Source organism: Burkholderia sp. ABCPW 14 (assembly GCF_001523835.1).
In the GTDB taxonomy this organism is placed as follows: Bacteria; Pseudomonadota; Gammaproteobacteria; order Burkholderiales; family Burkholderiaceae; genus Burkholderia; species Burkholderia mayonis.
This window is the reverse complement of sequence record NZ_LOVS01000082.1, coordinates 1-24552: the sequence shown is the minus strand read 5'-3', so window position 1 is coordinate 24552 and position 24552 is coordinate 1. Positions and strand designations below refer to the sequence as shown.

Below are 24552 nucleotides of genomic sequence, written 5' to 3'. Positions count from 1 at the left end.
ACCGCGTCGCTAATCGACTAACCGACTAACCGGCTAACCGGCTCCGCGACTGAACGGCTCCGCGGCTGAACGGCCAAGCGACCGAGCCGCCAAGCGGCGAGCGGCGAGCGGCCGGAAGACCAAGCGATCAAGCAACGAAACGATGACTGATCCAAACGGCCAAGCGTCGCGGCGGCGACGCGTTGCCTTGCCGCCGCCGTCGGATCGAAAAAAAACGTCGAGCGGAGCGTCTCCGGTAAACTTGCGTTTTTCGCACTTCGATTGCTTGACGCTTCTCATGACACAAGACGAACTCAAACGCCTCGTCGGCGAGGCCGCTGCCCAATACGTGATCGATAACGTGCCGGAAGGCGCGGTGATCGGCGTCGGCACGGGATCGACCGCCAACTGCTTCATCGACGCGCTCGCGGCCGTCAAGGACCGCTATCGCGGCGCGGTGTCGAGCTCGGTGGCGACGACCGAGCGCCTGAAGTCGCATGGCATCAAGGTCTTCGACCTGAACGAGATCGAGTCGTTCCAAGTGTATGTCGACGGCGCCGACGAGATCGACGGCGGCGGCGCGATGATCAAGGGCGGCGGCGGCGCGCTGACGCGCGAGAAGATCGTCGCTTCGGTCGCCGAAACGTTTGTCTGCATCGCCGACGCGAGCAAGCGCGTCGCGGTGCTCGGCCAGTTCCCGCTGCCCGTCGAGGTCGTGCCGATGGCGCGCACCGCGGTCGGCCGCCAGCTCACCGTGCTCGGCGGCGTGCCCGTGCTGCGCGTGAAGCAGGACGGCACGCCGTACGTCACGGACAACGGCAACGAGATCCTCGACGTGAAGGGCCTGCGCATCGAAGACCCGCGCGCGCTCGAAGCGACGATCAACGGCTGGCCCGGCGTCGTGACGGTCGGCCTGTTCGCCGAGCGCGGCGCGGACCTGTGCCTGCTCGGCACGGAACACGGCGTCGAAACACTGCGCTACGCCAAGTATTAATCAATCATTCAGGAATGAATTCGATGCGCGAAAGCAATTAAGTTGGTTAAATCCAATCATAAGAACTTTGATTGCCGACGCTTTCGGCACCCCTTCAATCCGAGGTCCGGCGAGCTTGCAACAAGCTTGCTGGACCTCTTTTTTTGGGGTTGTTTTTTTCTGGATATAGTAAGAGGGATTACCCTGTCAGGTGTTTTCCAGATAGCGGAATTGCGACGAACTCAGCAACGTATCGTTCATAAGAACAAAGCTGAAAGTCACGTCATTTCGATACAGAGGGCCGGCGAGACTGCGAGGGCATTGTGCCAACACAGGTGATGTTCGGGGAGAGGTCTCATGGAGCAGGGAAAGGACCGGTCACTGGTCAGTAAAGTGATGGATGGGCTTGTCACGGGAATCGTCGAGGACAAGTATGGCGGCGTCTTGCCGCCGCAGGACGTGCTGTCGAAAGAGTTCGACGTCAGCCGCACCGTGATGCGCGAAGCGCTCTCGATGTTGCTGGCGCGCGACATGCTGGACGTGCGTCCGAAGGTCGGCACGCGCGTGCGGCCGATGAACCACTGGAGGATGATCGACGAAGACGTCGTGAACTGGCGTTTCCGGGCCAAGCCGGATCGGCAGTTCATGCGCGACGTGATCGAGTTTCGGACACTGATCGAGCCGCGCGCGACCGCGCAGGCGGCAAGCCGCGCGACCGCGGCCGAGATCGCGGGCATACGGGAGGCATTCGAGCTATTCAAGTTGGCCGAGCCGGGGACACCGGCATATGACGAGGCGGATGAGCTGCTGCATACGCGGATCGTGCATGCGAGCGGCAATCAGTTCTTCCAACAAATGGCGGCGATCATTCGCGGCGCGCTGCGCGTCGTGAATCCGCGAATGAGCCGGCGCGACGACATCCGTGCGCTCGCGCTCAAGTCGCACGGGCGGGTGGTCGAGGCGATCGAACGGCGCGATGCGCGCGAGGCGGAAGCGGCCGCGCTCGAGCTGATCGACTACACGGCAGAGGAGATGCGCGACTTCGCAGTCGAGGTGCCCGAACGCAATTGAGCGCCGCGCCGTGTCGCATGCCGGATGCCGGCCGTTTATCATGACGGTCGGCCGGGCTGCGGGCCCGACGCCGGATTTCCTCAGCGACACGGAATTGACTCGATGACCGAATATCAACCGACGCCGATTCGCTTCGGCATCGTCGGCGCGGGCAGCATCGCGCGCCGGTTCGCACAGAGCGTCGCGCACGTGCGCGGCGCCGCGCTCGCGCACGTGTGGGCGCGCCGCGCCGATGCGGCCGCCGCGTTTTGCGGCGCGCACGGCGGCGCGCCTTGCGCAAGCTTCGACGCGCTGCTCGCATCCGATATCGATGCGCTGTACATCGCGACGCTGAACGACAGCCACGCGCGCTACGCGCGCGCGGCGCTCGCGGCCGGCAAGGCGGTGCTCTGCGAAAAGCCTGCGACCGTCAACGCGCGCGAGCTCGATGAGGTGCTGGCCGTCGCGCGCGCGGAGAAGCGCCTGTTCATGGAGGCGATGAAGCCGCCGTTCTATCCGCTGTACCGGACGCTGCGCGCGCATCTCGAGCGCGATCCGATCGGCGACGTCGCGCTCGTGCGCGCGGGTTGCGCGTCGTCGACGGTGCCGGCCGAGCATCCCGTCTACCGCTTCGAGCAGGCGGGCGGCGCGCTGCTCGATATCGGCATCTACGAGATGTTTCTTGCGGTCGACTGGCTCGGCGCGCCGCTCGACGTGCAGACGCTCGGCAGCGTCGGCGCGACGGGCGTCGACGTGTTCGCGAGCGTCAACGCGCGGCACGAGCGCGGCGTGTCGCAGCTATTCTGCGGGCTCGACGTGATGGGGCGCGGCGACGCGCTCCTTGCGGCGGCGGGCGGCTACGTGACGATTCACGAGAACTGGTGGAATCCGGCGCGAGCGACGATCCGCTACGCGGACGGCCGCGTCGTCGAGCTCGACGAGCCGTTCGAGGGCGGCGGCCTCAACTACGAGACCGCGCACTTCTGCGAGTTGCTGCGCGCGGGAGCGCTCGAGAGCCCGGTGATGACGCACGATCATTCGCGGCGGATGATCGCGATGACCGACGCGGCGCGCGCGGCGCTCGGCGTACGCTATCCGATGGATTGATTGGCGACGCGGGCGCGTTGGCCCGCATGATGCGCGCGTCGGCGCAACAATTCCGATCAATGCCGGCTCGGCAACGCGAGCCGCCGCTCGTACCAGCGCTGCACCCATTCGAGGATCTGGCACAGCACCCAGTAGACGGCCGCCGCGGCGAGATAGAGCGGCAGCGGCTGATAGGTCGACGCGATGATCTCCTGCGCGCTGCGCAGCAGCTCGGTGACGGTGATCACCGACACGAGCGACGTGTCCTTGATCAGGCTGATGAGACTGTTTGACAGGCTCGGCACCGCGATCCGCAGCGCCTGCGGGCCGATCACGTAGCGCAGCGTCTGCCGCCACGACAGCCCGAGGCTGTACGCCGCGAGCCATTGTCCCTTGTCGATCCCGTTGATCGCGCCGCGCATGCTTTCGGACATGTAAGCGGCGACGTTCGCGGACAGCGCGATCACGCCGGCGGGCGTCGGTTCGAGCGAGATGCCGAGGCTCGGCAGTCCGTAATAGATGACGAAGATCTGAACGAGGAGCGGCGTGCCGCGCATCACGCTCACGTAAGCGCGCGCGAGGCCGGCAAGGACCGCGCTGCGGCCGATGCCCATCAGCGCGAGCACGACGGCGCCGACGAGGCCGAGCACCATCGACAGCACGGCGAACTTGACGGTCAGGAGCGCGCCCTGGAGCAGGACCGGAAGCGACTGGACGAGGAGAGAAGTGATCGACATGTGAAGCGAGGACGAAGCTTGCGCGAAAGCGCAATCATAAACCGGGCGCGCAATGCAAAGGGCGGCACCGTTGCGGATGCCGCCCTCGTTCGCCGCCGGATGGGCGCGGCAAGACTACGCGACTACGCGCTCACTTGACGGGCTTCGTCACGTCGATGCCGAACCACTTGTCCGAGATCTTCGTGAACGTGCCGTCGGCTTCGAGCTGCGTCATCGCGTCGGCGATCGCCTTCGCGAACTTCGGATTGCCCTTCTTGAACGGGATGCCCGACGGGTTCGCCGATCCGACGTTCGCGCCCGGGCGCAGCGGAAGCTGCGAGGTCTTCGTCAGATACGCGAGCATCAGACGGTCGTTGAGCGCCGCATCCAGCCGGCCGGCCGCGAGGTCGCGCAGGTATTCGGGCGCGCCCGGATACGTCTTCACGTCGATGCCCGGCACCGACTTCGCCATGTCCATGTAGTTCGTGCCGAGCGCGACGCCGAGCTTCTTGCCCTTCAGCTCCTCGAGCGACTTGAACTGGCGGGTGTCGTCCTTGCGCTGGATCAGTTGCGCGGACGAGAACGTGTACGCCGGCGAGAAGTCGAGCGTTTCGCGGCGCTTGTCGGTGATGCCGACCTGGTTGACGATCACGTCGAACTTGCCTGCCTGCAGGCCGGCGATGATGCCGCTCCATTCAGTCGTGACGAATTCGGGCTTCACGCCGAGCTTCGCCGCGATCGCTTTCGCGATGTCGACGTCGAAGCCGACGAGCTCGCCTTGCGGGTTCTTCGAGTTGAACGGCGGGAACGTGCCTTCGAGGCCGATCCGCAGCGTGCCGCGTTGCTTGACTTCGTCGAGCAGGTCCGCGGCGTGCGCGGTGGCGGCGACGAACGACGCGCCGATCAGGCCGGCGACCAATAGCTTCTTCAGCGACGCAATTTTCATCGTGTTGTTTCCTTGCCTGGGATGAGACCTTCGATGAGGCCTTGATATCGATCGCGCAATGATAGCGAAATGGCAATCGATATCTAAATATCCTTTGTTTATTTCTATATCACCGCGCGCGCTCGCGAGCGACCGCCTTCACGCACTCGGCGACGAGCGCCGGGCCGCGATAGATGAAACCCGTATACAACTGCACGAGCGACGCACCCGCCGCGAGTTTCGCACGGGCGTCCTCGCCGGAGAAGATTCCGCCCACGCCGATGATGGGTACTGCGTCGCCGAGCGCCGCATGCAGCTTGCGGATCACCGCGTTCGACGCGTCGAACACCGGCCGCCCGGACAGCCCGCCCGCTTCGTCGGCGTGCGGCAGGCCCTTCACCGCTTCGCGCGACAGCGTCGTGTTGGTCGCGATCACGCCTTCGATCTGGTGGCGCAAGAGCGTCGCGGCGATTTCGTTTACCTGCTCGTCGTCGAGATCGGGCGCGATCTTCAGCGCGAGCGGCACGAGCTTGCCGTGCAGGTCGGCGAGGCGCTGCTGCTTGTCCTTCAGCGCGGCGAGGAGGGCGTCGAGCTCACCCGCGCCTTGCAACTGTCGCAGGTTCTTCGTGTTCGGCGACGAGATGTTGATCGTTACATAGCTCGCGAACGGGTAGACGCGCTCGAGGCAGTACAGGTAGTCGTCGGCCGCGCGCTCGATCGGCGTATCGGCGTTCTTGCCGATGTTCAGGCCGAGCACGCCGCGGTAGCGCGCCGCCTGGACGTTCTTCACGAACTGGTCGACGCCGCTGTTGTTGAAGCCCATCCGGTTGATGAGCGCTTGCGCCTCGGGCAGCCGGAACATCCGCGGGCGCGGGTTGCCGGGCTGCGCCCGCGGCGTGACCGTGCCGACCTCGATGAAGCCGAAGCCGAGCGCGGCGAGGCCGTCGATTGCCGCGCCGTCCTTGTCGAGACCGGCCGCGAGCCCGACCGGGTTGCGGAACGTGAGCCCCATCACGGTGCGCGGCGCGTCGGGCACGCGCGCGGCGAGCGCGCACGCGAGGCCGGTGCGGCCCGCGGCGCCGAGCATGCGCAGGGTCAGATGGTGGGCGTCTTCCGCATCCATCTTGAAGAGGGATGCGCGGGCAAGCGGATAGAGGGAGCTGAACACGGACGAGGCGGCGGCAGCCGAAAAATTGACAACCGGCTATTTTAGCCGAGAAGCGCCGCCGTGCCTTCCGCGGGCGGCGCGGCGTGGGCGCCGCTCACGCCGTCAGCGCGTGCCCGAATGGCCGCCCGGCAGCGGCGCGCGTCCGAGCGCGGCATCGACGGGCGGCAGGTCGACGAGCGTCGGGTCGAGCACTTTCCAGCGGCCGTCGACGAGCCCTTCGAGCGGATGGAAGTTCGCCTTGTAGGCCATCTTCGGGCTCTCGCGAATCCAATAGCCGAGGTAGACGTACGGCAGGCGCAGGCTCTTCGCCTGTTCGATCTGCCAGAGGATGTTGTAGGTGCCGTAGCTCGCGTGCGGCTCGTCCGGATCGAAGAACGTGTAGACGGACGACAGGCCGTCGCCGAGGATGTCGATCATGCTGACCATCCGCAGCGCGCTCGCCCCGTTCTCGGGCGGATCGAGATCGCGGAACTCGACGAGCCGCGAGTTGATCCGGCTCTGCAGCAGGAATTGCTCATATTGATCGCGGCTGTCGCGGTCCATGCCGCCGCCCGCGTGGCGCGCCGACTGGTAGCGCATGTAGAGCGCGTAGTGTTCCTCGTCGTAGTGGAGCGGCGAGACGGTCGCGATGAGCGCGCGATGGCGCTTCCACGTGCGCCGCTGCGTGCGGTTTGGCGTGAACGCGTCGACCGGCACGCGCACCGGCACGCACGCGCGGCAGCCGTCGCAGTAAGGGCGGTACGTGAACACGCCGGAGCGACGGAAGCCCGCCTTCACGAGCTCGGTGTAGATGTCGGAATTGATCAGATGACTCGGCGTCGCGACTTGCGAGCGCGCGATGCGCCCGTCCAGATAACTGCACGGGTAGGGGGCCGTCGCATAGAATTGCAACGCCGAAAGCGGTGAAAGCGGCAGCTCAGTGGGATGAGTCATGGGCAGCTCTCGATGTATTGATGTTTTGCCGCGCTAACGATCCAACGTATCCGTTGCCGTCGCCGAAGCGGCATGGCCGAGCAGCCCGGCGACCACGGTCTTGTCGAACCGCCACGGTATCGCCGGCTCGCCGACGGCGCGGCGCACGTGCGCGACGAACGCCTTGCGCGCGATCTCGCGGCCGCCGAGCGACGCCAGATGCGACGTGTTCTGCTGGCAGTCTATCATTTCTACCCTGTGCTCGCGCAGGTGCGCGACGAGCGCCGCGAACGCGATTTTCGACGCATCGCTCACGTCCGCGTACATCGATTCGCCGAAGAACATCCGGCCGAACGACACGCCGTAGAGGCCGCCCACGCGCCGGCCGTCGAGCCAGGTCTCGATGCTGTGCGCGTCGCCCGCGCGGTGCAGCGACGAATACGCGTCGATGATCTCCGCGGTGATCCACGTGCCGCGCTGCCCGCGTCGCGGCGCCTGCGCACACGCGCGCATCACGCCGGCGAAGTCACAGTCGACGCGGATCTCCCAGCGCGGCTCGCGCAGCACGCGCTTGAGCGTCTTCCTGAACGTTGCCGAGATCTTGAATTCGGTCGGCGCGAGGATCATCCGCGGATCGGGGCTCCACCACAGCACCGGTTGGCCGTCCGAATACCACGGGAAGATGCCGCGCCGGTACGCGTCGATCAGGCGCGACGGCAAGAGGTCCGCGCTCGCGGCGAGGAGGCCGGGCGCGCCGCTCGCCGCGCCGAGCGCGCGCTCGACGCTCGGAAACGGATCGTCGGGACCGAGCCAGGGGACCATGCGCGCGCGCCTAGCCGTTGCGCAGCGAGCGGAAGATGTCGCCCGTATGGACGCCGTAGTCGCCCGCCTCGCGGTCGGCGAAGAAGAACCGCAGCGTCTGGCTGACGGTCGGGAACGCGATCTCGTCCCACGGGATGTCGGGCTCGCCGAAGAGCCGCACCTCGAGACTTTCCTCGCCCGCCTCGAACGACGGATCGACGAGGCGCGCGAGATAGAACAGATGCACTTGATGAACGTGCGGCACGTTCAGCAGCGTGAAGAGATTCTGCACTTCGACGCGTGCGCCCGCTTCCTCGAGCGTCTCTCGCGCGGCGGCTTCGGCCGTCGTCTCTCCCATCTCCATGAAGCCTGCGGGCAGCGTCCAGTAGCCGTAGCGCGGCTCGATCGCGCGCCGGCACAGCAGCACCTGATCGCCCCAGACGGGGATCGTGCCCACGACGTTGCGCGGGTTCTGATAGTGGATCGTGCCGCAATGGTCGCAGACGAAGCGCTCGCGATTGTCTCCCGGCGGGATGCGTGCGATGACTTCGTGACCGCAAACGGAACAGAATTTCATAGGAAGGGGATGGGAAATGGTGATGCGAGTGTATCACCGGGCGACGGCATCCTCGAACGCCCGCTGTCGAGCGCGACGCCGAACGGGCGGGCGCGGCGGCCCGGTACGCCGCCTGCGTTTCGCGCCGCCGCGATTTCCCGATTTCCGTTTGCACGCTTCGCGCCGACGATGTGCGGTGGCGCCCGGATGCAGATCGGCGACGCAATCGCGCAGGCGCCGAAAAAGCAAAAAGCCCACCGTGGAGGGCGGGCTTTCTGATCGGATTCGACGTGGATTCATCCGTTTTCGCATGCTCGTGCAGCACTGAGCGCTGCTTGCGAAATCTGGCTTGGTTGCGGGGGTAGGATTTGAACCTACGACCTTCGGGTTATGAGCCCGACGAGCTGCCAGACTGCTCCACCCCGCGTCCGTCGAAGGGTGAAATTATAAGGAGTTACCCGAAGAATTGCAACACCTTGCCGCCGATTTCTATTCGCCGCCGTGCTCGAACGGTTCCAAGGCGGTGCTGCGCTAGAATCGGGCGATCCGTCGGCCGCGTCGCACGGGCCGCGCAGCGCGCCTGCCGCCCGATGCGAGCGGCCTTTCCCTTTCCGTATTTTCGCTATCGTTCGCACACACGCTTCATGGACATCGCTCTCGATCTGCAGTCGATCGCCGTACAGGAAAAGACCTTCGTGTTCCCGCAGTTCGACGCAGCACGCGCGTGGGCGCTCGGCTCGCAGCTGCGCGAACTCGCACTCGCGCGCGGCCACGCGATCGCGATCGACGTGCGCACGTTCGGCCAGCCGCTGTTCTTCGCGCTGCTCGACGGCGCGACGCCTGACAACGTCGACTGGGCGCGCCGCAAAGGCAACGTCGTCGCGCATTTCCGGCGCAGCTCGTATGCGGTCGGCCTGCGGATGCAGCAGGCGGGCGCGACGCTCGCCGACAAGCACGGGCTGCCCGTCGCCGAATACGCGTCGCACGGCGGCGCGTTTCCGCTGACGGTCGCAGGGGCGGGCGTGATCGGCTCGGTCACCGTGTCGGGGCTGCCGCAGCGCGGCGACCACGAACTCGTCGTCGAGGCGCTGTGCGCGCAGCTCGGCCACGCGTACGACGCGTTTGCACTCAAGAGGAACTGACGCGATGCAACTGCCAGGTTACGCATGGCTCGCGATCGCGATCGTCGCCGAGGTGATCGGCACGTCGGCGCTGCGCGCGGCTGAAGGCTTCACGCGGCTCTGGCCGACGCTCGTCGTCGCCGTGGGCTACGGCACCGCGTTCTATTGCCTGTCGCTGACGCTGAAGAGCATGCCCGTCGGCATCGTGTACGCGATCTGGTCGGGCGCGGGCATCGTGCTCATCACGCTCGTCGCGGTCGTCCTCTATCGGCAGGTGCCGGACTGGCCCGCTGTCGTCGGGCTCGCGCTCATCGTCTCGGGCGTCGCGGTGCTCAATCTCTTTTCGAAGATGCAGGCGCATTGACGGTCGTGCCCGCTCACTTCACTTTCCGTTGCCATGAACGCTTCCCATAACGATTCTCCGCAAGCCGACGTCCGCGCGCATGTCGCGAACCGCATCGGCTTTCTCGAACTGAACCGTCCGCAGGCGCTCAACGCGCTGTCGACCGAGATGATCCGCGCGCTGCATCGCGCGCTCGATGCGTGGCGCGACGATCCCGACGTGCTCGCGGTCGTGATCCACAGCCCGCATCCGCGTGCGTTCTGCGCGGGCGGCGACGTGCGCTTTTTCTACGATGCGCACCGGCGCGGCGATCAATCGTCGATCGACACGTTCTTCATCGAAGAGTATTCGCTGAACCACGCGATCTTCACGTATCCGAAGCCGTACATCGCGCTGATGCACGGCGTCGTGATGGGCGGCGGGATGGGCATCTCGCAGGCGGCGAAGCGCACGGGCGGGCTGCGCGTCGTGACCGATTCGACGAAGATGGCGATGCCGGAAACGCGCATCGGACTCTTTCCGGACGTCGGCATGAGCTGGTTCCTCGCCCGCACGCCGGGCGCGCTCGGCCGCTATCTCGCCGTCACGGGCGCGACGCTCGACGCGGCGGGCGCGCTGTACGCGGGGCTCGCCGACGCGTATCTGCCGGATGCGGCGCTGCCCGCGCTGCTCGACGCGTTGCGCGCCGAGCGCTTCGACGACGGCGCGGCGGTGACGGCGCGCGTCGCGGCCGACGCCGCGCGGCACGCGGTGACGCCGGCGCCGGACGCGTCGGCGCTCGCGGCCGCGCGTGCGTCGATCGACAAGCATTTCGCGCGCGCCGACGTCGCCGCGATCGTCGCGTCGCTCGATGCCGAGCGCGATGACGCCGTGCGCGCCGCGTGGGTCGACAAGGCGCGTGACGCGATGCGCGGCGGTTCGCTGTCGCCGCTGTCGATGGCGGTGTCGCTTGAAGTCGTCGAGCGCGCACGCGGCGCGACGATGGCCGATTGCCTGCGGCGCGACCTCGACCTGACGCGCTCGACGTTCGCGCGCGGCGACGTGATCGAGGGCGTGCGTGCGGTGATCGTCGACAAGGATCACGCGCCGAAGTGGCGTTATCCGACGGTTCCGGACGTGACCGCGGATGCAGTCGCGAAGATGTTCGAGAGCCCGTGGCGCGCGCACGAGCATCCGCTCATGGGTTTGCGCGACTGATGACGTCGCGGCGCGCGTAGGGGGACGCGAGCGCGGGCGGACGACGTGCCCGCCGCGCTCGATCGTTGCCGGAGCGCGTGCTTCGCCTCATATCTGCAGGCGGGCGGCGCGTCGTACGACGTCGCGTGATCGACGGCCGGTGTCGGATCGGCGTGCGACCAGCGCTCGGACGATCGGTCCGGGCGATGACCTAACGACAGGCGATAACTTGACGACGCGATGCCGGAACGTCGATTCGTCGTCGACTGCGCCGATCTGCGCCGGCGACCGCACGATCATCCGATGAACGACGCTCGCGTCACGCCCCGGTGACGACGATGGAACGCCGAGCCCGACGGGCGACGCTCATGCGTCGCCGCCGCCGTCGTCCGACATGAACGCGCGCATGAACACGAGCGCGCCCCAGCCCCAGATCGCGTTCGCGACGAAGCCGACGACAAGCGGCGGCAGCATGTTGCCGGCGGGCCAGATGCCGCGCAGCGGATCAATCGCGAACACGCGCGCGGCGGTGAGCACGATGCCGCCGAACACGAGCGATGGCACCCATGGCGCCGCGCGCTCGGGCGACACGCGCAGCAGCCACGCCATCAGGATCGCCCAGCACGCGCTCATGATCGCGTTCGCGACGAATTCAGGAATGCCGAGCGGTGCGAACGGCGCGGTCGAGAAGCCCGTCGCCTCGATGAGGCCCGCCGTATGCAAGAGCGCGAGCGTCGCCTCACGGAAGAAGAGAGCGGCGAGGAAACCGGACAGAAACGGCAGGATCACTTTCTGCATCGAGAGCGCCACGTGAGGGCGCGGCACCGTGCGGCGCGCGCCGGGTTGTCAGGGACTTGGTGCGACATTATAGGGGCCCGTGCGCTCATATTCGCTGCAGCAGCACGCAAAGCACGAAAGCGGAAAACCTAAGCTCAAAAAAATCGTTCCTATACGAAACCGCGCTCCCTAGACTGATTTCCCAGAGACGGCCCAGCCGCCCACCGCGCGAAAGCGCGCGCACGCCGCGCGATCCGCTGCGGCATGTGTTCCCCAACTCATCCGCGAGCGTCGCGCGTGCCGCGTCCGACCGCGCATCGTCGCGTCGCCGTCGCCCATTTTTTTGCACGATCAGTCAGGCAGGAGCATCGCATGAATGTGTTTTGGTTCATCCCCACGCACGGCGACAGCCGCTATCTCGGCACGGCCGAGGGCGCGCGCGCCGCGGACTACGACTACTTCCGGCAGGTCGCCGTCGCGGCCGATACGCTCGGCTACGACGGCGTGCTGCTGCCGACGGGCCGCTCGTGCGAGGATGCGTGGGTCGTCGCGTCGAGCCTCATTCCGGCGACCAAGCGGCTGAAGTTCCTCGTCGCGATCCGGCCGGGGCTGTCGTCGCCGGGGCTGTCCGCGCGGATGGCGTCGACGTTCGACCGGCTCTCCGGCGGGCGTCTCCTCATCAACGTCGTGACGGGCGGCGATTCGGCCGAGCTCGAGGGCGACGGCCTCTTCGCCGATCACGACACGCGCTACGCGATCACCGACGATTTCCTGCACATCTGGCGCAAGTTGCTTGCCGAATCGCACCAGAACGGCAGCGTCGAATTCGACGGCGAGCATCTGCAGGCGAAGGGCGGCAAGCTGCTCTATCCGCCCGTCCAGCATCCGCATCCGCCGCTGTGGTTCGGCGGCTCGTCGCCCGCCGCGCATGCGATCGCGGCCGATCACATCGATACCTACCTGACTTGGGGCGAGCCGCCCGCGGCGGTCGAGAAGAAGATCGCCGACATCCGCGCGCGCGCGGCCGAACGCGGCCGCAAGATCAAGTTCGGGATCCGCCTGCACGTGATCGTGCGCGAGACCGAGGAAGAAGCGTGGCGCGATGCCGAACGCCTCATCAGCCGGCTCGACGACGACACGATCGCGCGCGCGCAGCAGGCGTTCGCGAAGATGGATTCCGAAGGACAGCGCCGGATGGCCGCGCTGCACGGCGGCAAGCGCGGCTCGCGCCAGGAACTCGAGATTTATCCGAACCTGTGGGCGGGCGTCGGCCTCGTGCGCGGCGGCGCGGGCACGGCACTCGTCGGGAATCCCGAACAAGTCGCCGCGCGGATGCGCGAATACGCAGCGCTCGGCATCGAGACGTTCATCCTGTCCGGCTATCCGCACCTCGAAGAGTCGTACCGCTTCGCCGAGCTCGTGTTCCCGCTCGTCAAGGGCGGCGGCAACGCGCGCCGCGCGGGGCCGCTGTCGGGGCCGTTCGGCGAAGTCGTCGGCAATCAGTATCTGCCGAAGGCGAGCCAGAGCTGAGCATGGAGGACATCGACATGACAACGACGCGCTCCAGCTTCGCGATCCGCCGCGCCGGCCAGGCCGCGCGCGCGATCGCGCCGTGGCTCGTGCCGCTCGTGCTCGTGCTCGTGTGGGAGCTCGGCGCGCGCTCGGGCGCGCTGTCGAACCGCGTGCTGCCCGAGCCGCTCGCCGTCGTGCGCGCCGCGTGGGCGCTCGTCGAATCGGGCGACATGTGGGCGAACGTGAAGGTCAGCACGTGGCGCGCGCTCGTCGGCTTTGCGATCGGCGGCGGCGTCGGGCTCGCGCTCGGCCTCGCGACGGGACTCTCGAAGACGGCCGAAGTCGCGCTCGATTCGACGATCCAGATGATCCGCAACATCCCGGCGCTCGCGATGATCCCGCTCGTGATCCTGTGGTTCGGCATCGACGAGAAGGCGAAGCTGTTCCTCGTCGCGCTCGGCGTGTTCTTTCCGATCTACATCAACACGTATCACGGGATCCGGTCGGTCGACGCGGGTCTCGTCGAGATGGCGAGGAGCTACGGCGTGAAGGGCTTCGCGCTCTATCGCGACGTGATCCTGCCGGGCGCGCTGCCGTCGATTCTCGTCGGCGTGCGGTTCGCGCTCGGGCTGATGTGGGTGATGCTGATCGTCGCCGAAACGATCTCCGCGCAATCGGGCATCGGCTACATGACGATGAACGCGCGCGAATTCTTGCAAACCGACGTGGTGGTGGTCGGCATCCTGCTGTACGCGGCACTCGGCAAGCTCGCCGACGTGCTCGCGAAGTGGCTCGAGCGTGCGACGCTGCGCTGGCACCCCGCATATCAACCGGGAGCCCAGGCATGACTGGAACCACGTTGGCCGCCACCTACGGCCCGATCGCGGGCGCGGATCTCGAAGCCGAGCTCGCGCAGCCGCGCACCACGGACGGCGACGCGCAGGACGCCGCGATGCTCGAGCGCGACGGCGGCGCGCACGTGCTGCCGTTCGCGTCGGGCGGCGAACTGCGCCGCGCGCCGCGCGGCGACGACGCTCGCGAGCCCGCCGAAGACGCTTCGGTGCGCCTGCGGCGCGTGAGCAAGCGCTACGGCGAGCGGACCGTGCTCGCCGACGTCGATCTGTCGATCGAGCGCGGCAGCTTCGTCGCGATCGTCGGCCGAAGCGGCTGCGGCAAGTCCACGCTGCTGCGGCTTGTCGCGGAGCTCGAGACGCCGAGCGCCGGCGCGCTCGTGAAGCGCGGCGACGGCGGGGCGCTCGACACGCGGATCATGTTTCAGGATGCGCGCCTGTTGCCGTGGAAGACCGTGCTGCAGAACGTGATGCTCGGTCTCGGGCGGCGTGCGAAGGACGATGCGCGCGCGGTGCTCGACGAAGTCGGGCTGCTCGCGCGTGCGAACGACTGGCCCGCGCAACTGTCGGGCGGCCAGCGGCAGCGCGTCGCGCTCGCGCGGGCGCTCGTTCACCGGCCGCAGTTGCTGCTGCTCGACGAGCCGCTCGGCGCGCTCGATGCGCTCACGCGCATCGAGATGCATGCGCTGATCGAGCGCCTGTGGCGCGAGCATCACTTCACCGCGCTGCTCGTCACGCACGACGTGCAGGAAGCGGTCGCGCTCGCCGACCGGATTCTGCTCATCGAGGCGGGCAGGATCGCGTTCGATCAGCCGGTGCCGCTCGACCGGCCGCGCGCGCGAGCGTCGGCGGCGTTCGCCGCGCTCGAGGATCGCGTGCTGCAACGCGTGCTGACGGGCGCGGATGCGGCGCCGGCCGCGGCGAATCAGGGCGGCATGCGCGGTCGAGCGACGGCGGCGGGCGGGCTGCGCTGGGCGGTATGACGGGCGTGCGCCGAGGCGCGGCCACGCGATCGGACCGATCGCATCGATCAATCAGACGAACCATTCGGAGCGAATACCCGATGAGCATCACGGCAATCAACGTACGCAATCAATTCCGAGGCAAGGTGAAAGAGATCATCCGCGGGCCTGTCGTGTCCGAGGTCGACGTCGACACGCCGTTCGGCATCGTCACGTCGGTCATCACGACGCGCTCGATCGACGAACTGGAGCTGAAGGTCGGCACCGAGGTGGTGGCGCTCGTGAAGTCGACGGAAGTATCGATCGCGCGCCTGTGAGCGGGCGGTTGCGTTGAACGTCTCGCCGGCGCGGAGCGGTCTCTCGCGCCGGCCGGTCACCGGCCTCGCCGTTCTTCCCGGCACTTGTGAAAGTGCTAGGATGCAATCAAACCGACGGCGGAGGCGGGCCATGTTTCCTATCCTGAGTCCCGAAGCGATCGAAGCGCTGAAATGGATCGACCAGTTCGGCGCCGGTCGGCCGTTGCCGACGGGTTTCCGGCTGCCGCTCGAGGAGCTCCTGAACGACGGCCTCGTCTATCTGAGCGGCCCCGACCGGGTCGACATCACCGACGACGGCAAGGCTTACCTATCTGAAGCGTACGATTGACGGAGGCGGCAGACGCCGGGCGCAGGGTTTGCCCGTGTATGCGCCGGCGCATGGTCCGTCCGGATCGGGGAGGCGACAAAATGGAACCGAAAGGCAATGACATCGGCGACTTCGGCGAGCCTTACAAGGGCTACGACATCGAAGTGAAGACCGAGCAGGTTTGGGCGGGCGAGAAGGCCCATTACCGGGTGCTGCAGGGCGGCGCGGTCGTGATCGACTGGCGGCTCGTGCATATCGACGGGCTGCTGCTCAGCGAGCGCAGGGTGATCGAGCAGACGCTCGCCGTCGCGCGATCGACGGTCGATCGGGAACTGCTGGGGGCGGGGGTCGTTTGACGGACTTTTTCCGTACGCGGTCGCGCAGGCTATCCACGCTCGGATCGTGCGGGAGCGAGGCGCGAATCGATTGGGCGCGGCATCGGGTTCGAGGAGGTACTTCGTCGATGTCGCAGGGCTGTCGACGCACCTTTGATGGCGGTATTCGCATCGATCCATACAATTGGATCGGTGCTCGCGAAAACGCTTGAATGCGATACAAATAGTCACAAAGAACCGGCGTGCCGCGTGGTACGCGTCGAATATACTGATAGCGCATCTTCTCCTCGTGCCAAAGGATCCGATGCAAAAGAAAGCCCCGGCTGCGTCATGCAGTCGGGGCTTTCGCGTTTGGGATTCGGCACGCGCGAACGGCGCGCCGCGCGGCACGCGAACCGGCCCGTCGGCCGCATTGCGGTAAAATGCGCGGTTGTCCACGCGCCGCCGCGCTTTTCCGTACCGCCTATGTCTGCCTTGTCTTCGTCCAGTCCACGCCGAGTGTCCGTCGCTCCGATGATGGACTGGACCGATCGCCACTGCCGTTCGTTTCATCGGACGATCTCGCGCCACACGTGGCTCTACACAGAGATGGTGACGACGGGCGCGCTGCTCCACGGCGACGTCGCGCGCCATCTGGCGTTCACGCCCGACGAAGCGCCCGTCGCGCTGCAACTCGGCGGCAGCGAGCCCGCGGATCTCGCGCATTCCGCGAAGCTCGGCGAGCGCTGGGGCTACGACGAAATCAATCTGAATTGCGGCTGTCCGTCCGAGCGCGTGCAGCGCGGCGCGTTCGGCGCGTGCCTGATGAACGAGCCGCAACTCGTCGCCGATTGCGTGAAGGCGATGCGCGACGCGGTGTCGATTTCGGTGACAGTCAAGCATCGGATCGGCGTGGACGCGGTCGAGGACTACGCATTCGTGCGCGATTTCGTCGGCACGGTCGCCGCGGCCGGCTGCGACGTGTTCATCGTGCATGCGCGCAACGCGATCCTGAAGGGCTTGTCGCCGAAAGAGAATCGCGAGATCCCGCCGCTCAAGTACGACTATGCGTATCGGCTGAAGCAGGACTTTCCTCAGCTCGAGATCGTCGTCAACGGCGGCGTCACGACGCTCGACGAAGTCGAGCAGCACCTGCGGCACGTCGACGGCGTGATGCTTGGCCGCGAGGCCTATCACAACCCGTACGTGCTCGCCGACGTCGACGCGCGCTTCTACGGCGCAACCACGCCGGCGCCGACGCGTGAGGCAGTGGAGGCGCAACTCGTCGAATACTGTGCGACCGAACTCGCGCGCGGCACATATCTCGGCGCGATCGTCCGGCATGCGCTCGGCCTGTATCGCGGCGTCGCGGGTGCGCGCGGCTGGCGCCGCGTGCTGTCGGACAACAAGCGTCTCGTGCGCGGCGATCTGTCGATCTTCGACGAGGCGCGCACGTATCTGGCGAGTGCGGAAGAATTTTTGGAAAAAAAGGCTTTGCAAAGTTAAACGGCCTTTGTATAATCTCGCTTCTTCATTGGTGAGCCTGCTGCGGCGAATCAAACGGAGAAAAAAATAGTGGTGGCTGTAGCTCAGTTGGTAGAGTCCAGGATTGTGATTCCTGTCGTCGTGGGTTCGAGTCCCATCAGCCACCCCAATAAAATCAAACGCTTGGCGCGATTGCTGTTCGGATGAACAGTGCTGAAATTCCACAAAATGGAATTTACAGCGCCTTCCGCTTCACGATCTTCGTGCGGTCGTACACCCTGGCTGTAGTCTGAGGATTCGAATGCAGGTCGGGAACGTGCCGCGCTGCGCCTTGTGCTGGGTGGCATGGTAGGCCCGGAGATCGTGGAAAGTGAAGCGGCGCGCGATCACCTGTTTCTCGATGGCCTCGGCCATCAGCTTTCCCCAAAATGCTTTGAAGCCGTCGCGCGTGTAGTGCGTGCCGAAGCGGTTCGTGAACACGTACAGGCATTCCCTGTCGCCGCGGAGCGCCGCGAGACGATCCAGGAGAGCTCGCAGCGGGTCCGTAATCTCGATCTGCTCGATCACTTTGCCGCGGCGCTTGCCGCGTTGCTTCGCACGCTTGACACGGATATGGCCGGCCTCTAGGTCGACCTGGGGCCAGCTCAGATCCAAGAATTCGATCTTGCGATTGCCGGCGAGCGCGGCATACTCGGCCGCCATGCCCATCACTGCACGCTGACCTCCCTGCTTTGCAAGCCAGCTCGAGAACGCGATGAAGTCCTCTCGATCCGGCGCTTCGGTGCGCGGCTGCTCTTCATTGCGCCGGACCTCTCGGCAAGGGTTCATCTTTGCCTCACCGAACTCGATCGCCAAGCCGATGAGATTCGAGAGCAGGGCGATTTCGCGGTTCGCGCGCACCGGCGCATCCCTTCGCTCGATCCGAAGATAGCGCGCGACGTCCGGCGCCTCGATATCCGCAGCGCGCGCGTTCTCGAACCTCAATAGAAGCGGCCCGGCGCATTGCTCGTAATCCTTGCGCGTGTCGGGCGCATAGCGCTTCCAGCGATCGGTTTGCCGAAACTCCCTCCATAGTCTGCCGATCGTTCCTGCATCGCCAGTAGCGCCGATGATGTCGAGCACTTTGCGAATCGCCGCGATCTTGTCCATACCGAGGCCGATCGGCTTGCGGTGCGCGATAGACGACGCGAGTAAGCGCTGGATCGCTCTTCGTCCGCTCATAGACCTTCTGCGACACATCTAGCCACGCGCCTTCCTCGGTGAGGATCTGGTAGATGACTGCCGGTTCCTCGACTTTGGCGAGAGCCGGAGCGGCCGCGATCATCGCCTGATAGTCGGAGCGCACCTCGGCTTTTACCAGTGCCTCGCCATAGAAATCGGCGTCTCCTTTCCCCACTCCAACAGCAATCATCTGCTCGGTAGGCTCGGTCGGCACGATCTTCCAGCCTGCCGGGATCGACGCAGCAGGCGATGCTGCCGCGCGGGCTTTCCATGCAGCGCCCAACCGCGGCGACCAGTGGCGCAGCTTTACCGTCTGCGCCTCGCCTTTCTTCCGCTTTGCGGCGATCACCTTCACACCTTCGTCGGTCAAGTGCGTCGACGACACGCACACGCACCCCGATGCACAGGCCGGCAACACCGGCCGGGTCACAACTGAGCAGGCGACGCACCAATAAAAAACCCCGCATTGCGCGGGGTTTGTCGTTTCTGGGGCGGGATCGCTCAGGTGTGCGCGTGCTCTCGGATCTCGCGCAGCGCGTCGTCGCCAATCTTTTCCTTGGCGAGTTCGGTGTCGTAGTGCGTCTGGAGATTCATCCAGTTCTGCGGATCCACCCCGAAGAACGCGCCGAGGCGCACAGCAGTGTCTGCGGTAATGGCACGGTCGCCTTTGACGATTTCGTTGATGCGACGGGCCGGAACACTGATCGCTTTCGCGAGGGCGTATTGGCTGATGCCCATCGGCTCCAGCCAGTCGAGCGCCAGGATTTCACCGGGCGTCGCCAGGGGTACTTCTCGGGTCATGACTTTCTCCGGGTTGGTCAGTGGTAGTCGACGATTTCCACATCAGAGGCGCGGCCGCTGGCGAATTTGAAGCAGATACGCCACTGGTCGTTGATGCGGATGCTGAATTGGCCTTGCCGGTCCCCCTTCAGCGCTTCGAGCCGATTGTTCGGCGGGATGCGGAGGAAGTCCAGATCGGTCGCAGCGTGCAACTGCTGGAGCTTGCGAATTGCGACGCGTTCGAAATTGACGAAGCGGGCGACCCGCGTGCCATTGAACAGCGCCTCAGTGTCACGGCAGTTGAACGATGTAATCATGGATTGATAGTAACGCAATGCGTTAATAACGTCAAACGTTACTATCGTTTTTGGGGTACGAATGCGATACCGACGATTGGACGCCGCACGCGACTACGTTTTCGGCGGAGGAGCGGCCGACTTCCTCGTGAACACGCCGGAGACGGTAGCGCAGGCCGTTCTGACGCGCCTGCGCCTGCTGCGCGGTGAATGGTTCATCGATACGACGGCGGGCATGCCGTGGGCGACCGACGTGCTCGGGAAGTACACCGGTGGCACCTACGACGCAGCGATCCGCCAGCGCATCCTCGGCACGCAGGGCGTGACCGAGATCGCGAGCTACTCGAGCTCGGTTGACCCGGAGACACGCACGCTCACGGTCGCCGCGACGATCAACACTATCTACGGCACCACCACGGTACAGGCGACATTGTGACTCTCACGACCCACGCACCCACCATCGACGCGAACGGCATCACGGCGCCGACGTACGCCGACGTGTTCTCGTTCCTGCAGGACCAGTTCCGGGCAATCTACGGCGCGGATACGTATCTGGAGCCGGACAGCCAGGACGGTCAGCTGCTCGGCATGTTCGCCAAGGCGATCAACGACGTGAACTCGGTCGCGATCGCTATCTACCAGTCATTCAGCCCCGCCACAGCGCAGGGCGCGGCGCTGTCGAGCAACGTGAAGATCAACGGCATCGCGCGGAAGGTCGCATCGTACTCGAGCGCTGACCTGGTGCTCGTCGGCCAGGCCGGCGCGACGATCACGAACGGGGCGGCGAAGGACGCCAACGACGTGAAATGGCTGCTGCCGGCGACCGTGACGATCCCGCCGAGCGGCACGATCACCGTCACGGCGACGTGCGCGACGATCGGCGCCGTCGCGGCGCGCGCCGGCACGATCAACCAGATCGCGACGCCAGCGTTCGGCTGGCAGACGGTGACGAATCCGGCGGACGCGGCTGCGGGCGCGCCGGTCGAATCCGACGCAGCGTTGCGTCAGCGCCAGACGGTTTCGACGGCGCTCCCGTCTCTGACGGTGCTCGACGGGATCATCGGCGCGGTGGCGAACGTTGCAGACGTCACGCGCTACGTCCCATACGAGAACGACACTGACGCGACCGATGCAAACGGCCTTCCTCGGCACTCGATCTCGCTCGTCATCGAAGGCGGCGACGCAACTGCGATCGCGAACGCGATCGCTGTCAAAAAGACGCCTGGATCGCCGACGTACGGCACAACCGCTGTCGTGGTGACGGACGTCTACGGCCGGCCGATCACTATCAAGTTCTTCCGGCCGACGGCCGCGCCGATCACGGCAACCGTCACCCTCAAGGCGCTCGCAGGTTACACGACACAGACCGGCCAGCAGATCCAGCAAGCGGTATCGGACTACATCAACGGCGTACAGATCGGCGGCGGCCTGTCCGGCAGCGTGGAGTGGGGCGACGCGCTTACCGCGGCGAACGGCGTCGGCGGCGGCGTGACTTTCAAGCTGTCCGGGCTGACGTTGAGCGGGCCGCGCGGTGCCGGCACGCCCGACTACGGGCTGCAGTTCAACGAAGCGGCGTCTTGCACGCCTGCGAGCGTGAATCTGGCGGTGACCTGATGGCCGACCTGAATGGCTTCCAATCCGGAACCGCGCAGTCGGATCAGCTCAACAAGGTCTGGCGCCAGTCGAGCATCATGGCCGCGGTAGTCGCCCAGTTCATCGTCAACCAAACCGGCCAGAACGCGACGGATGACGGCACGACGGCAACACTCTTGTCGAACCTTGCCACGGCCGTGGCCATCTCGGCCCGCCAGAATCCCGTCCTTGCCGACACCGGCACGGCGAACACGTATGCGGTTGCTAACCTGGCTGCGTTCCCTGCCTACCCGACCGCCTCCGGCCTCGTCATTGACGTGAGCATCGCGAACGCCAACACGGGTGCGTCGACGCTGAACGTGGATGGCCTCGGCGTTAAGCCGATCTACGGACTCGCTCTGCAGCCACTTCAAGGTGGCGAGCTGGTCGTCAAGGGCGTCGCGTGCTTCCAGTACGTCGTCGCATCGACGGTCAACTCCGGAAATGGCGCATGGATCCTGACGGAGTGCGCGGGTGGGGCACAACAAGTCGCCGCTGCCACGCAGAGCAACCATGCGCTGCAGCTGGGCCAGGCAACCGGTAGATTGCTGAGAACGAGTGTCTACACCAACGTTGGCGGCGCGCAGTATGTGTCGGTGAATGGCGGCGCAGCAACGACTACGGGAGCGACGACGTTTAGTGCGCAGGCATTGACCACGCGCCAGCGGGTGACAGTTGTTGGTGGTGGCGCTTCTGGTGGCCCGGCTGGCGCCTCCTCGTCGGGCAGCGCTGCAACTGGAGGCGGCGGTGGCGCCGGAGGTATTGCCGTAAGCCTGATGGGCCCGACCTCGGGAACTGCCATAACCGTGGGTACCGGTGGCCCGTCCAATACAGGGGCGACGGGCAATAACGGTGGAACCTCGTCGTTTGGGGCGCTGCTTTCTGCTACTGGTGGCTCGGGTGGAAATTGGTCAACAAATGTCGCATATCCAAGCGGACAGGGAGGGGGAGCCGGCGGGACCGGTACTGGCGGCAATGTCTACAATGGGGCGGGTGGCCCGGGCGCCCCCGCAATGTGGCCAAACTCAGGCATGGTCTTGAGCGGAAATGGTGGCGGCACTCAATATTCCGGTGGCGCATTGGGGGCAATCATCTCGACTGCTACCAGCGTAGCTGGGACAGCGGGGGGCGGATATGGCGCAGGCGGTAGCGGGGGTGGTAGCAACGCGGGCGCGGCGCTGGCTGCAGGTGGCGCTGGCTACGCTGGCGTCGCAATTATCGAGGAGTTCGCTTAAATGAAGACTTACGCGCGCATTAGCTCAGGCACGGTAGCGGAAATTATTGGTCCGTTGACGGACGACGACAGCAACGAAATACCAATTTCGGAAAGGTTTGTTCCGGCTATTGTGGGCGCGCTCGTAGATATTTCGAGCTCGACCACTCAGCCGAAGCAGGGTTGGAAATATGACGGCGCTACCTTCTCTGCGCCATCATTTTGAATTCACTGCAGCCCGTCGCAAGCGCTGACCTACGCTCCGCGCTTCATCGTGGATAACCGCGCCCTTTGACCGGAGTTTCGTGCGGCCTTCTCAGCACTAAGACGCGGCCATCCATCGGGGCGGCGATGCCGGGGTATTCGGGGACGATGGGCCAGACGTAGCCTATCTCCGGTGAAAATTCGAGTGTCTCTACCTCGAATCCTGCGTCCATGCCAGCCTGTATCAGATCCTGATGCGCGATAAGGCGCATTTCCAGCGTGCTGCCAGGGCCACCGTGGAAGCACGGACGGAAATCGACGTGCTTGGCACCTGACGTATCGGACCAGCGCACCTCGTGCCGGCCGCCGCAATCCTTGACTTCAAGGCTGGCGGCATCGGGATACCACTCAATCGTTTCTGGCAGGTGGTAAGTCGGCGCTGACAAAATAAGGATGCCACCGGGTCGCAACATCCGGCGCATGTTCTCAAGGACCTTGCGCGGCGCCAGCGGGGTGTGCTCAATCACATCGGAGCAAATGATCAGGTCGATGTTTGAATATTGGTCGATCGATCTCAGGTCGCATATATCGAGCTGCGGCTCGGTGTGGTAGTAGGTATTTGCGTATGAGAGTTTCGCCGCCAACGGCCAGGCGTAGATTTCGCTGTCAGATATCCCAATCGCCGTGATACTCCGGCGATCGCTCTGCTTGATCAGAGGCTTAGACTCTTCGTTGAAGGCATAGCGCATTACGCCGAGCATCAGCCCCCTGAAGCGCGCGTTGCTACCGCACTGCGCGCATAGCATCAATTCACGATGCGCCTGATTTATCTCGGAATTATTGCGACCGCAGATGCAACATTGGAACTGGTTCACTATCCTCGTCTCCATTTGTGCGTCGCGCGAAAGAATATCACGCTGAAAAGGAAAGGCGGGGGCTCTGCGCGTGGATTATTCCGTGCAATACCCCGGTCATAACACCAAGCCAGATTCGTTTTCATGGATTACCTCAGTTGGTAGATGCCCAGAACGGGCCAGAAAGATTTGGGATTAGCAACTGGCCGCCTTCGGGCGGCTTTTTCATTTCGGGGACTTGATGAAGAACGATCTCGCGGTAAGCGCAGCGAAGGCGGCGCCGGCGGTGGGAAGCAATTTCTGGCTGTGGCTGACCAGCCACGACATCAACTGGTGGGTAGCCGTCGCGACGATCGCGTACATCGGGCTGCAGGCGTACTACCTGATCAAGAACAAAGGGAAGAGGGCATTGCTCGATGGCTAACGTACCGAAGAAGACACTGGCGGGTGTTGTGGGGGCTGCTGCGGCAGCCCTTCTTTTTTCCATGGTCCCGAAGTTCGAGGGGCTCGAACTTGTCGCGCGACCGGACCCGATCGGGATCATCACGGCGTGCAACGGCGACACGAAAGACGTGCACGCCGGCCAGCGCTTCACCCCCGACGAGTGCCGAGCGCGCCTGGAGCAACGGCTGATCGAGCATGCCGAGCCGGTGCTGAAGTGCACGCCGGGGCTGAAAGGGCACACGTACCAGCTCGCCGCGGCGGTGAGCTTCGCCTACAACGTCGGGCCGGCGGCGTACTGCGGCAGCACGACGGCGAAGCGGTTCAACGCCGGTGATTGGAAGGGCGCGTGCCGCGTGATGAACGAGGCGGACAACCGGCGCCCGCAATGGGTGACGGCCGGCGGCCGCGTGCTGCCCGGCCTGGTGAAACGCCGCGCTGAAGAGCGCGCATTGTGCGAGCGCGGACTATGACGACTGCGAAAACTCACGAGACGCGCCGCACGCTGTCGGAGGACGTTTTTTACCCGGACCACGAATCGCGCACTGAGTCGCCGACCTTCCGCGCGAGCAAGCGCGCG

The 24552-nt window shown here is 65.5% G+C and carries 30 protein-coding genes and 2 tRNA genes; 20 read left to right on the top strand and 12 right to left on the bottom strand.

What is annotated here, in order from left to right; genetic code table 11:
* Positions 1–277: 277 nt before the first annotated feature.
* From rpiA to WS62_RS12155, 3 genes are all read left to right on the top strand, one after another.
* Positions 278–973, top strand: a complete 696-nt coding sequence (gene rpiA / locus WS62_RS12165) for a ribose-5-phosphate isomerase RpiA (RefSeq protein ID WP_066571097.1) — start codon at positions 278–280, stop codon at positions 971–973.
* A 336-nt stretch (positions 974–1309) separates the two neighbouring features.
* Positions 1310–2023 carry a FadR/GntR family transcriptional regulator gene (locus tag WS62_RS12160; protein WP_066571051.1) on the top strand — a complete coding sequence of 238 codons (714 nt, stop codon included), beginning with the start codon at positions 1310–1312 and terminating at the stop codon, positions 2021–2023.
* Between the two features lie 102 nt (positions 2024–2125).
* Positions 2126–3109, top strand: a complete 984-nt coding sequence (locus WS62_RS12155; protein ID WP_066571050.1) for a Gfo/Idh/MocA family protein — start codon at positions 2126–2128, stop codon at positions 3107–3109.
* 56 nt (positions 3110–3165) lie between these two features.
* Here WS62_RS12155 and WS62_RS12150 read toward each other — a convergent pair whose 3' ends face one another.
* The 7 genes from WS62_RS12150 to WS62_RS12120 form a co-directional block, all read right to left on the bottom strand.
* A complete protein-coding gene (locus WS62_RS12150) occupies positions 3166–3825 on the bottom strand; it encodes an amino acid ABC transporter permease (RefSeq protein WP_059471678.1) in 660 nt (219 codons plus the stop codon).
* A 130-nt stretch (positions 3826–3955) separates the two neighbouring features.
* Positions 3956–4750, bottom strand: coding sequence for a cystine ABC transporter substrate-binding protein (locus tag WS62_RS12145; RefSeq protein ID WP_066571049.1), 795 nt, complete (start codon positions 4748–4750; stop codon positions 3956–3958).
* Between the two features lie 109 nt (positions 4751–4859).
* A complete protein-coding gene (locus WS62_RS12140; RefSeq protein ID WP_066571048.1) occupies positions 4860–5897 on the bottom strand; it encodes a quinone-dependent dihydroorotate dehydrogenase in 1038 nt (345 codons plus the stop codon).
* 102 nt (positions 5898–5999) lie between these two features.
* Complete coding sequence (locus WS62_RS12135) at positions 6000–6830, bottom strand: arginyltransferase (protein ID WP_066571047.1); 831 nt, start codon at positions 6828–6830, stop codon at positions 6000–6002.
* 33 nt (positions 6831–6863) lie between these two features.
* The gene (aat, locus tag WS62_RS12130) at positions 6864–7631 is read right to left on the bottom strand and encodes a leucyl/phenylalanyl-tRNA--protein transferase (RefSeq protein ID WP_066489660.1); all 768 of its coding nucleotides are present in this window, start codon (positions 7629–7631) and stop codon (positions 6864–6866) included.
* 10 nt (positions 7632–7641) lie between these two features.
* On the bottom strand, positions 7642–8187 hold the full coding sequence (locus WS62_RS12125; RefSeq protein WP_066571046.1) for an NUDIX hydrolase: 546 nt from the start codon (positions 8185–8187) through the stop codon (positions 7642–7644).
* Between the two features lie 329 nt (positions 8188–8516).
* A tRNA-Met gene (locus tag WS62_RS12120) sits at positions 8517–8593 on the bottom strand.
* A gap of 217 nt (positions 8594–8810) precedes the next feature.
* Between WS62_RS12120 and WS62_RS12115 the strand changes: the two genes are divergently transcribed.
* Genes WS62_RS12115 through WS62_RS12105 form a run of 3 tightly spaced genes read left to right on the top strand, consistent with a single transcriptional unit; the run spans position 8811 to position 10827 of the window.
* Positions 8811–9308, top strand: a complete 498-nt coding sequence (locus tag WS62_RS12115) for a heme-degrading domain-containing protein (protein WP_066571045.1) — start codon at positions 8811–8813, stop codon at positions 9306–9308.
* Between the two features lie 10 nt (positions 9309–9318).
* Positions 9319–9651, top strand: coding sequence for a DMT family transporter (locus tag WS62_RS12110; protein WP_442855079.1), 333 nt, complete (start codon positions 9319–9321; stop codon positions 9649–9651).
* Positions 9652–9684: 33 nt separating this feature from the next.
* A complete protein-coding gene (locus WS62_RS12105) occupies positions 9685–10827 on the top strand; it encodes an enoyl-CoA hydratase/isomerase family protein (RefSeq protein ID WP_066571044.1) in 1143 nt (380 codons plus the stop codon).
* A 345-nt stretch (positions 10828–11172) separates the two neighbouring features.
* On the opposite strand, the gene WS62_RS12100 is transcribed toward WS62_RS12105, so the two are convergent.
* Positions 11173–11604 carry a hypothetical protein gene (locus WS62_RS12100; RefSeq protein WP_059597004.1) on the bottom strand — a complete coding sequence of 144 codons (432 nt, stop codon included), beginning with the start codon at positions 11602–11604 and terminating at the stop codon, positions 11173–11175.
* 351 nt (positions 11605–11955) lie between these two features.
* On the opposite strand from WS62_RS12100, the gene ssuD reads away from it, so the two are divergent.
* The 8 genes from ssuD to WS62_RS12060 all read left to right on the top strand — a co-directional run bounded on the left by ssuD (position 11956) and on the right by WS62_RS12060 (position 17500).
* Positions 11956–13113: an FMNH2-dependent alkanesulfonate monooxygenase gene (ssuD, locus tag WS62_RS12095; protein ID WP_066571043.1), complete on the top strand. Its 1158-nt coding sequence runs from the start codon at positions 11956–11958 to the stop codon at positions 13111–13113.
* A gap of 17 nt (positions 13114–13130) precedes the next feature.
* Positions 13131–13943, top strand: coding sequence for an aliphatic sulfonate ABC transporter permease SsuC (gene ssuC / locus WS62_RS12090; protein ID WP_066571096.1), 813 nt, complete (start codon positions 13131–13133; stop codon positions 13941–13943).
* A complete protein-coding gene (locus WS62_RS12085; RefSeq protein WP_066571042.1) occupies positions 13940–14929 on the top strand; it encodes an ATP-binding cassette domain-containing protein in 990 nt (329 codons plus the stop codon). The genes ssuC and WS62_RS12085 overlap by 4 nt, the downstream gene beginning before the upstream one ends.
* 80 nt (positions 14930–15009) lie before the next feature.
* A complete protein-coding gene (locus tag WS62_RS12080) occupies positions 15010–15225 on the top strand; it encodes a TOBE domain-containing protein (protein ID WP_006026606.1) in 216 nt (71 codons plus the stop codon).
* A gap of 130 nt (positions 15226–15355) precedes the next feature.
* Positions 15356–15553, top strand: coding sequence for an iron ABC transporter permease (locus WS62_RS12075; RefSeq protein ID WP_066489672.1), 198 nt, complete (start codon positions 15356–15358; stop codon positions 15551–15553).
* A gap of 80 nt (positions 15554–15633) precedes the next feature.
* Positions 15634–15888, top strand: a complete 255-nt coding sequence (locus WS62_RS12070) for a hypothetical protein (protein WP_066571041.1) — start codon at positions 15634–15636, stop codon at positions 15886–15888.
* 444 nt (positions 15889–16332) lie between these two features.
* Entirely contained in the window at positions 16333–17352 is a 1020-nt protein-coding gene (gene dusA, locus WS62_RS12065; protein ID WP_066571095.1) for a tRNA dihydrouridine(20/20a) synthase DusA, read from the top strand.
* Positions 17353–17424: 72 nt separating this feature from the next.
* A tRNA-His gene (locus WS62_RS12060) sits at positions 17425–17500 on the top strand.
* Between the two features lie 83 nt (positions 17501–17583).
* Here WS62_RS12060 and WS62_RS12055 read toward each other — a convergent pair.
* The 3 genes from WS62_RS12055 to WS62_RS12045 all read right to left on the bottom strand — a co-directional run bounded on the left by WS62_RS12055 (position 17584) and on the right by WS62_RS12045 (position 19649).
* On the bottom strand, positions 17584–18552 hold the full coding sequence (locus tag WS62_RS12055) for a tyrosine-type recombinase/integrase (protein ID WP_231748270.1): 969 nt from the start codon (positions 18550–18552) through the stop codon (positions 17584–17586).
* A gap of 501 nt (positions 18553–19053) precedes the next feature.
* On the bottom strand, positions 19054–19353 hold the full coding sequence (locus tag WS62_RS12050) for a HigA family addiction module antitoxin (RefSeq protein WP_066571039.1): 300 nt from the start codon (positions 19351–19353) through the stop codon (positions 19054–19056).
* Positions 19354–19370: 17 nt separating this feature from the next.
* Positions 19371–19649 (bottom strand): type II toxin-antitoxin system RelE/ParE family toxin, encoded by a 279-nt coding sequence (locus tag WS62_RS12045; RefSeq protein WP_066571038.1) that lies wholly within the window; start codon positions 19647–19649, stop codon positions 19371–19373.
* A gap of 61 nt (positions 19650–19710) precedes the next feature.
* On the opposite strand from WS62_RS12045, the gene WS62_RS12040 reads away from it, so the two are divergent.
* From WS62_RS12040 to WS62_RS36290, 4 genes are read left to right on the top strand one after another with little or no spacing between them, the layout of a single operon-like run.
* Positions 19711–20064 (top strand): hypothetical protein, encoded by a 354-nt coding sequence (locus WS62_RS12040; protein ID WP_066571037.1) that lies wholly within the window; start codon positions 19711–19713, stop codon positions 20062–20064.
* Positions 20061–21242, top strand: coding sequence for a baseplate J/gp47 family protein (locus WS62_RS12035; protein ID WP_066571036.1), 1182 nt, complete (start codon positions 20061–20063; stop codon positions 21240–21242). The genes WS62_RS12040 and WS62_RS12035 overlap by 4 nt, the downstream gene beginning before the upstream one ends.
* Entirely contained in the window at positions 21242–22495 is a 1254-nt protein-coding gene (locus tag WS62_RS36295) for a hypothetical protein (protein WP_156440960.1), read from the top strand. Before WS62_RS12035 ends, WS62_RS36295 begins: the two co-directional genes overlap by 1 nt.
* Positions 22496–22699: a hypothetical protein gene (locus WS62_RS36290; protein WP_156440959.1), complete on the top strand. Its 204-nt coding sequence runs from the start codon at positions 22496–22498 to the stop codon at positions 22697–22699.
* A gap of 43 nt (positions 22700–22742) precedes the next feature.
* Here the strand turns inward: WS62_RS36290 and WS62_RS12025 are convergent, their stop codons facing one another.
* The gene (locus WS62_RS12025; protein ID WP_197422818.1) at positions 22743–23552 is read right to left on the bottom strand and encodes a class I SAM-dependent methyltransferase; all 810 of its coding nucleotides are present in this window, start codon (positions 23550–23552) and stop codon (positions 22743–22745) included.
* A gap of 220 nt (positions 23553–23772) precedes the next feature.
* Here WS62_RS12025 and WS62_RS12020 point away from each other — a divergent pair, with 220 nt between their 5' ends.
* Together WS62_RS12020 and WS62_RS12015 are read left to right on the top strand one after the other, a co-directional pair.
* A complete protein-coding gene (locus WS62_RS12020) occupies positions 23773–23955 on the top strand; it encodes a hypothetical protein (RefSeq protein WP_011881857.1) in 183 nt (60 codons plus the stop codon).
* Complete coding sequence (locus WS62_RS12015) at positions 23948–24445, top strand: lysozyme (RefSeq protein WP_066571033.1); 498 nt, start codon at positions 23948–23950, stop codon at positions 24443–24445. The genes WS62_RS12020 and WS62_RS12015 overlap by 8 nt, the downstream gene beginning before the upstream one ends.
* The last annotated feature ends 107 nt before the right edge of the window (positions 24446–24552 follow it).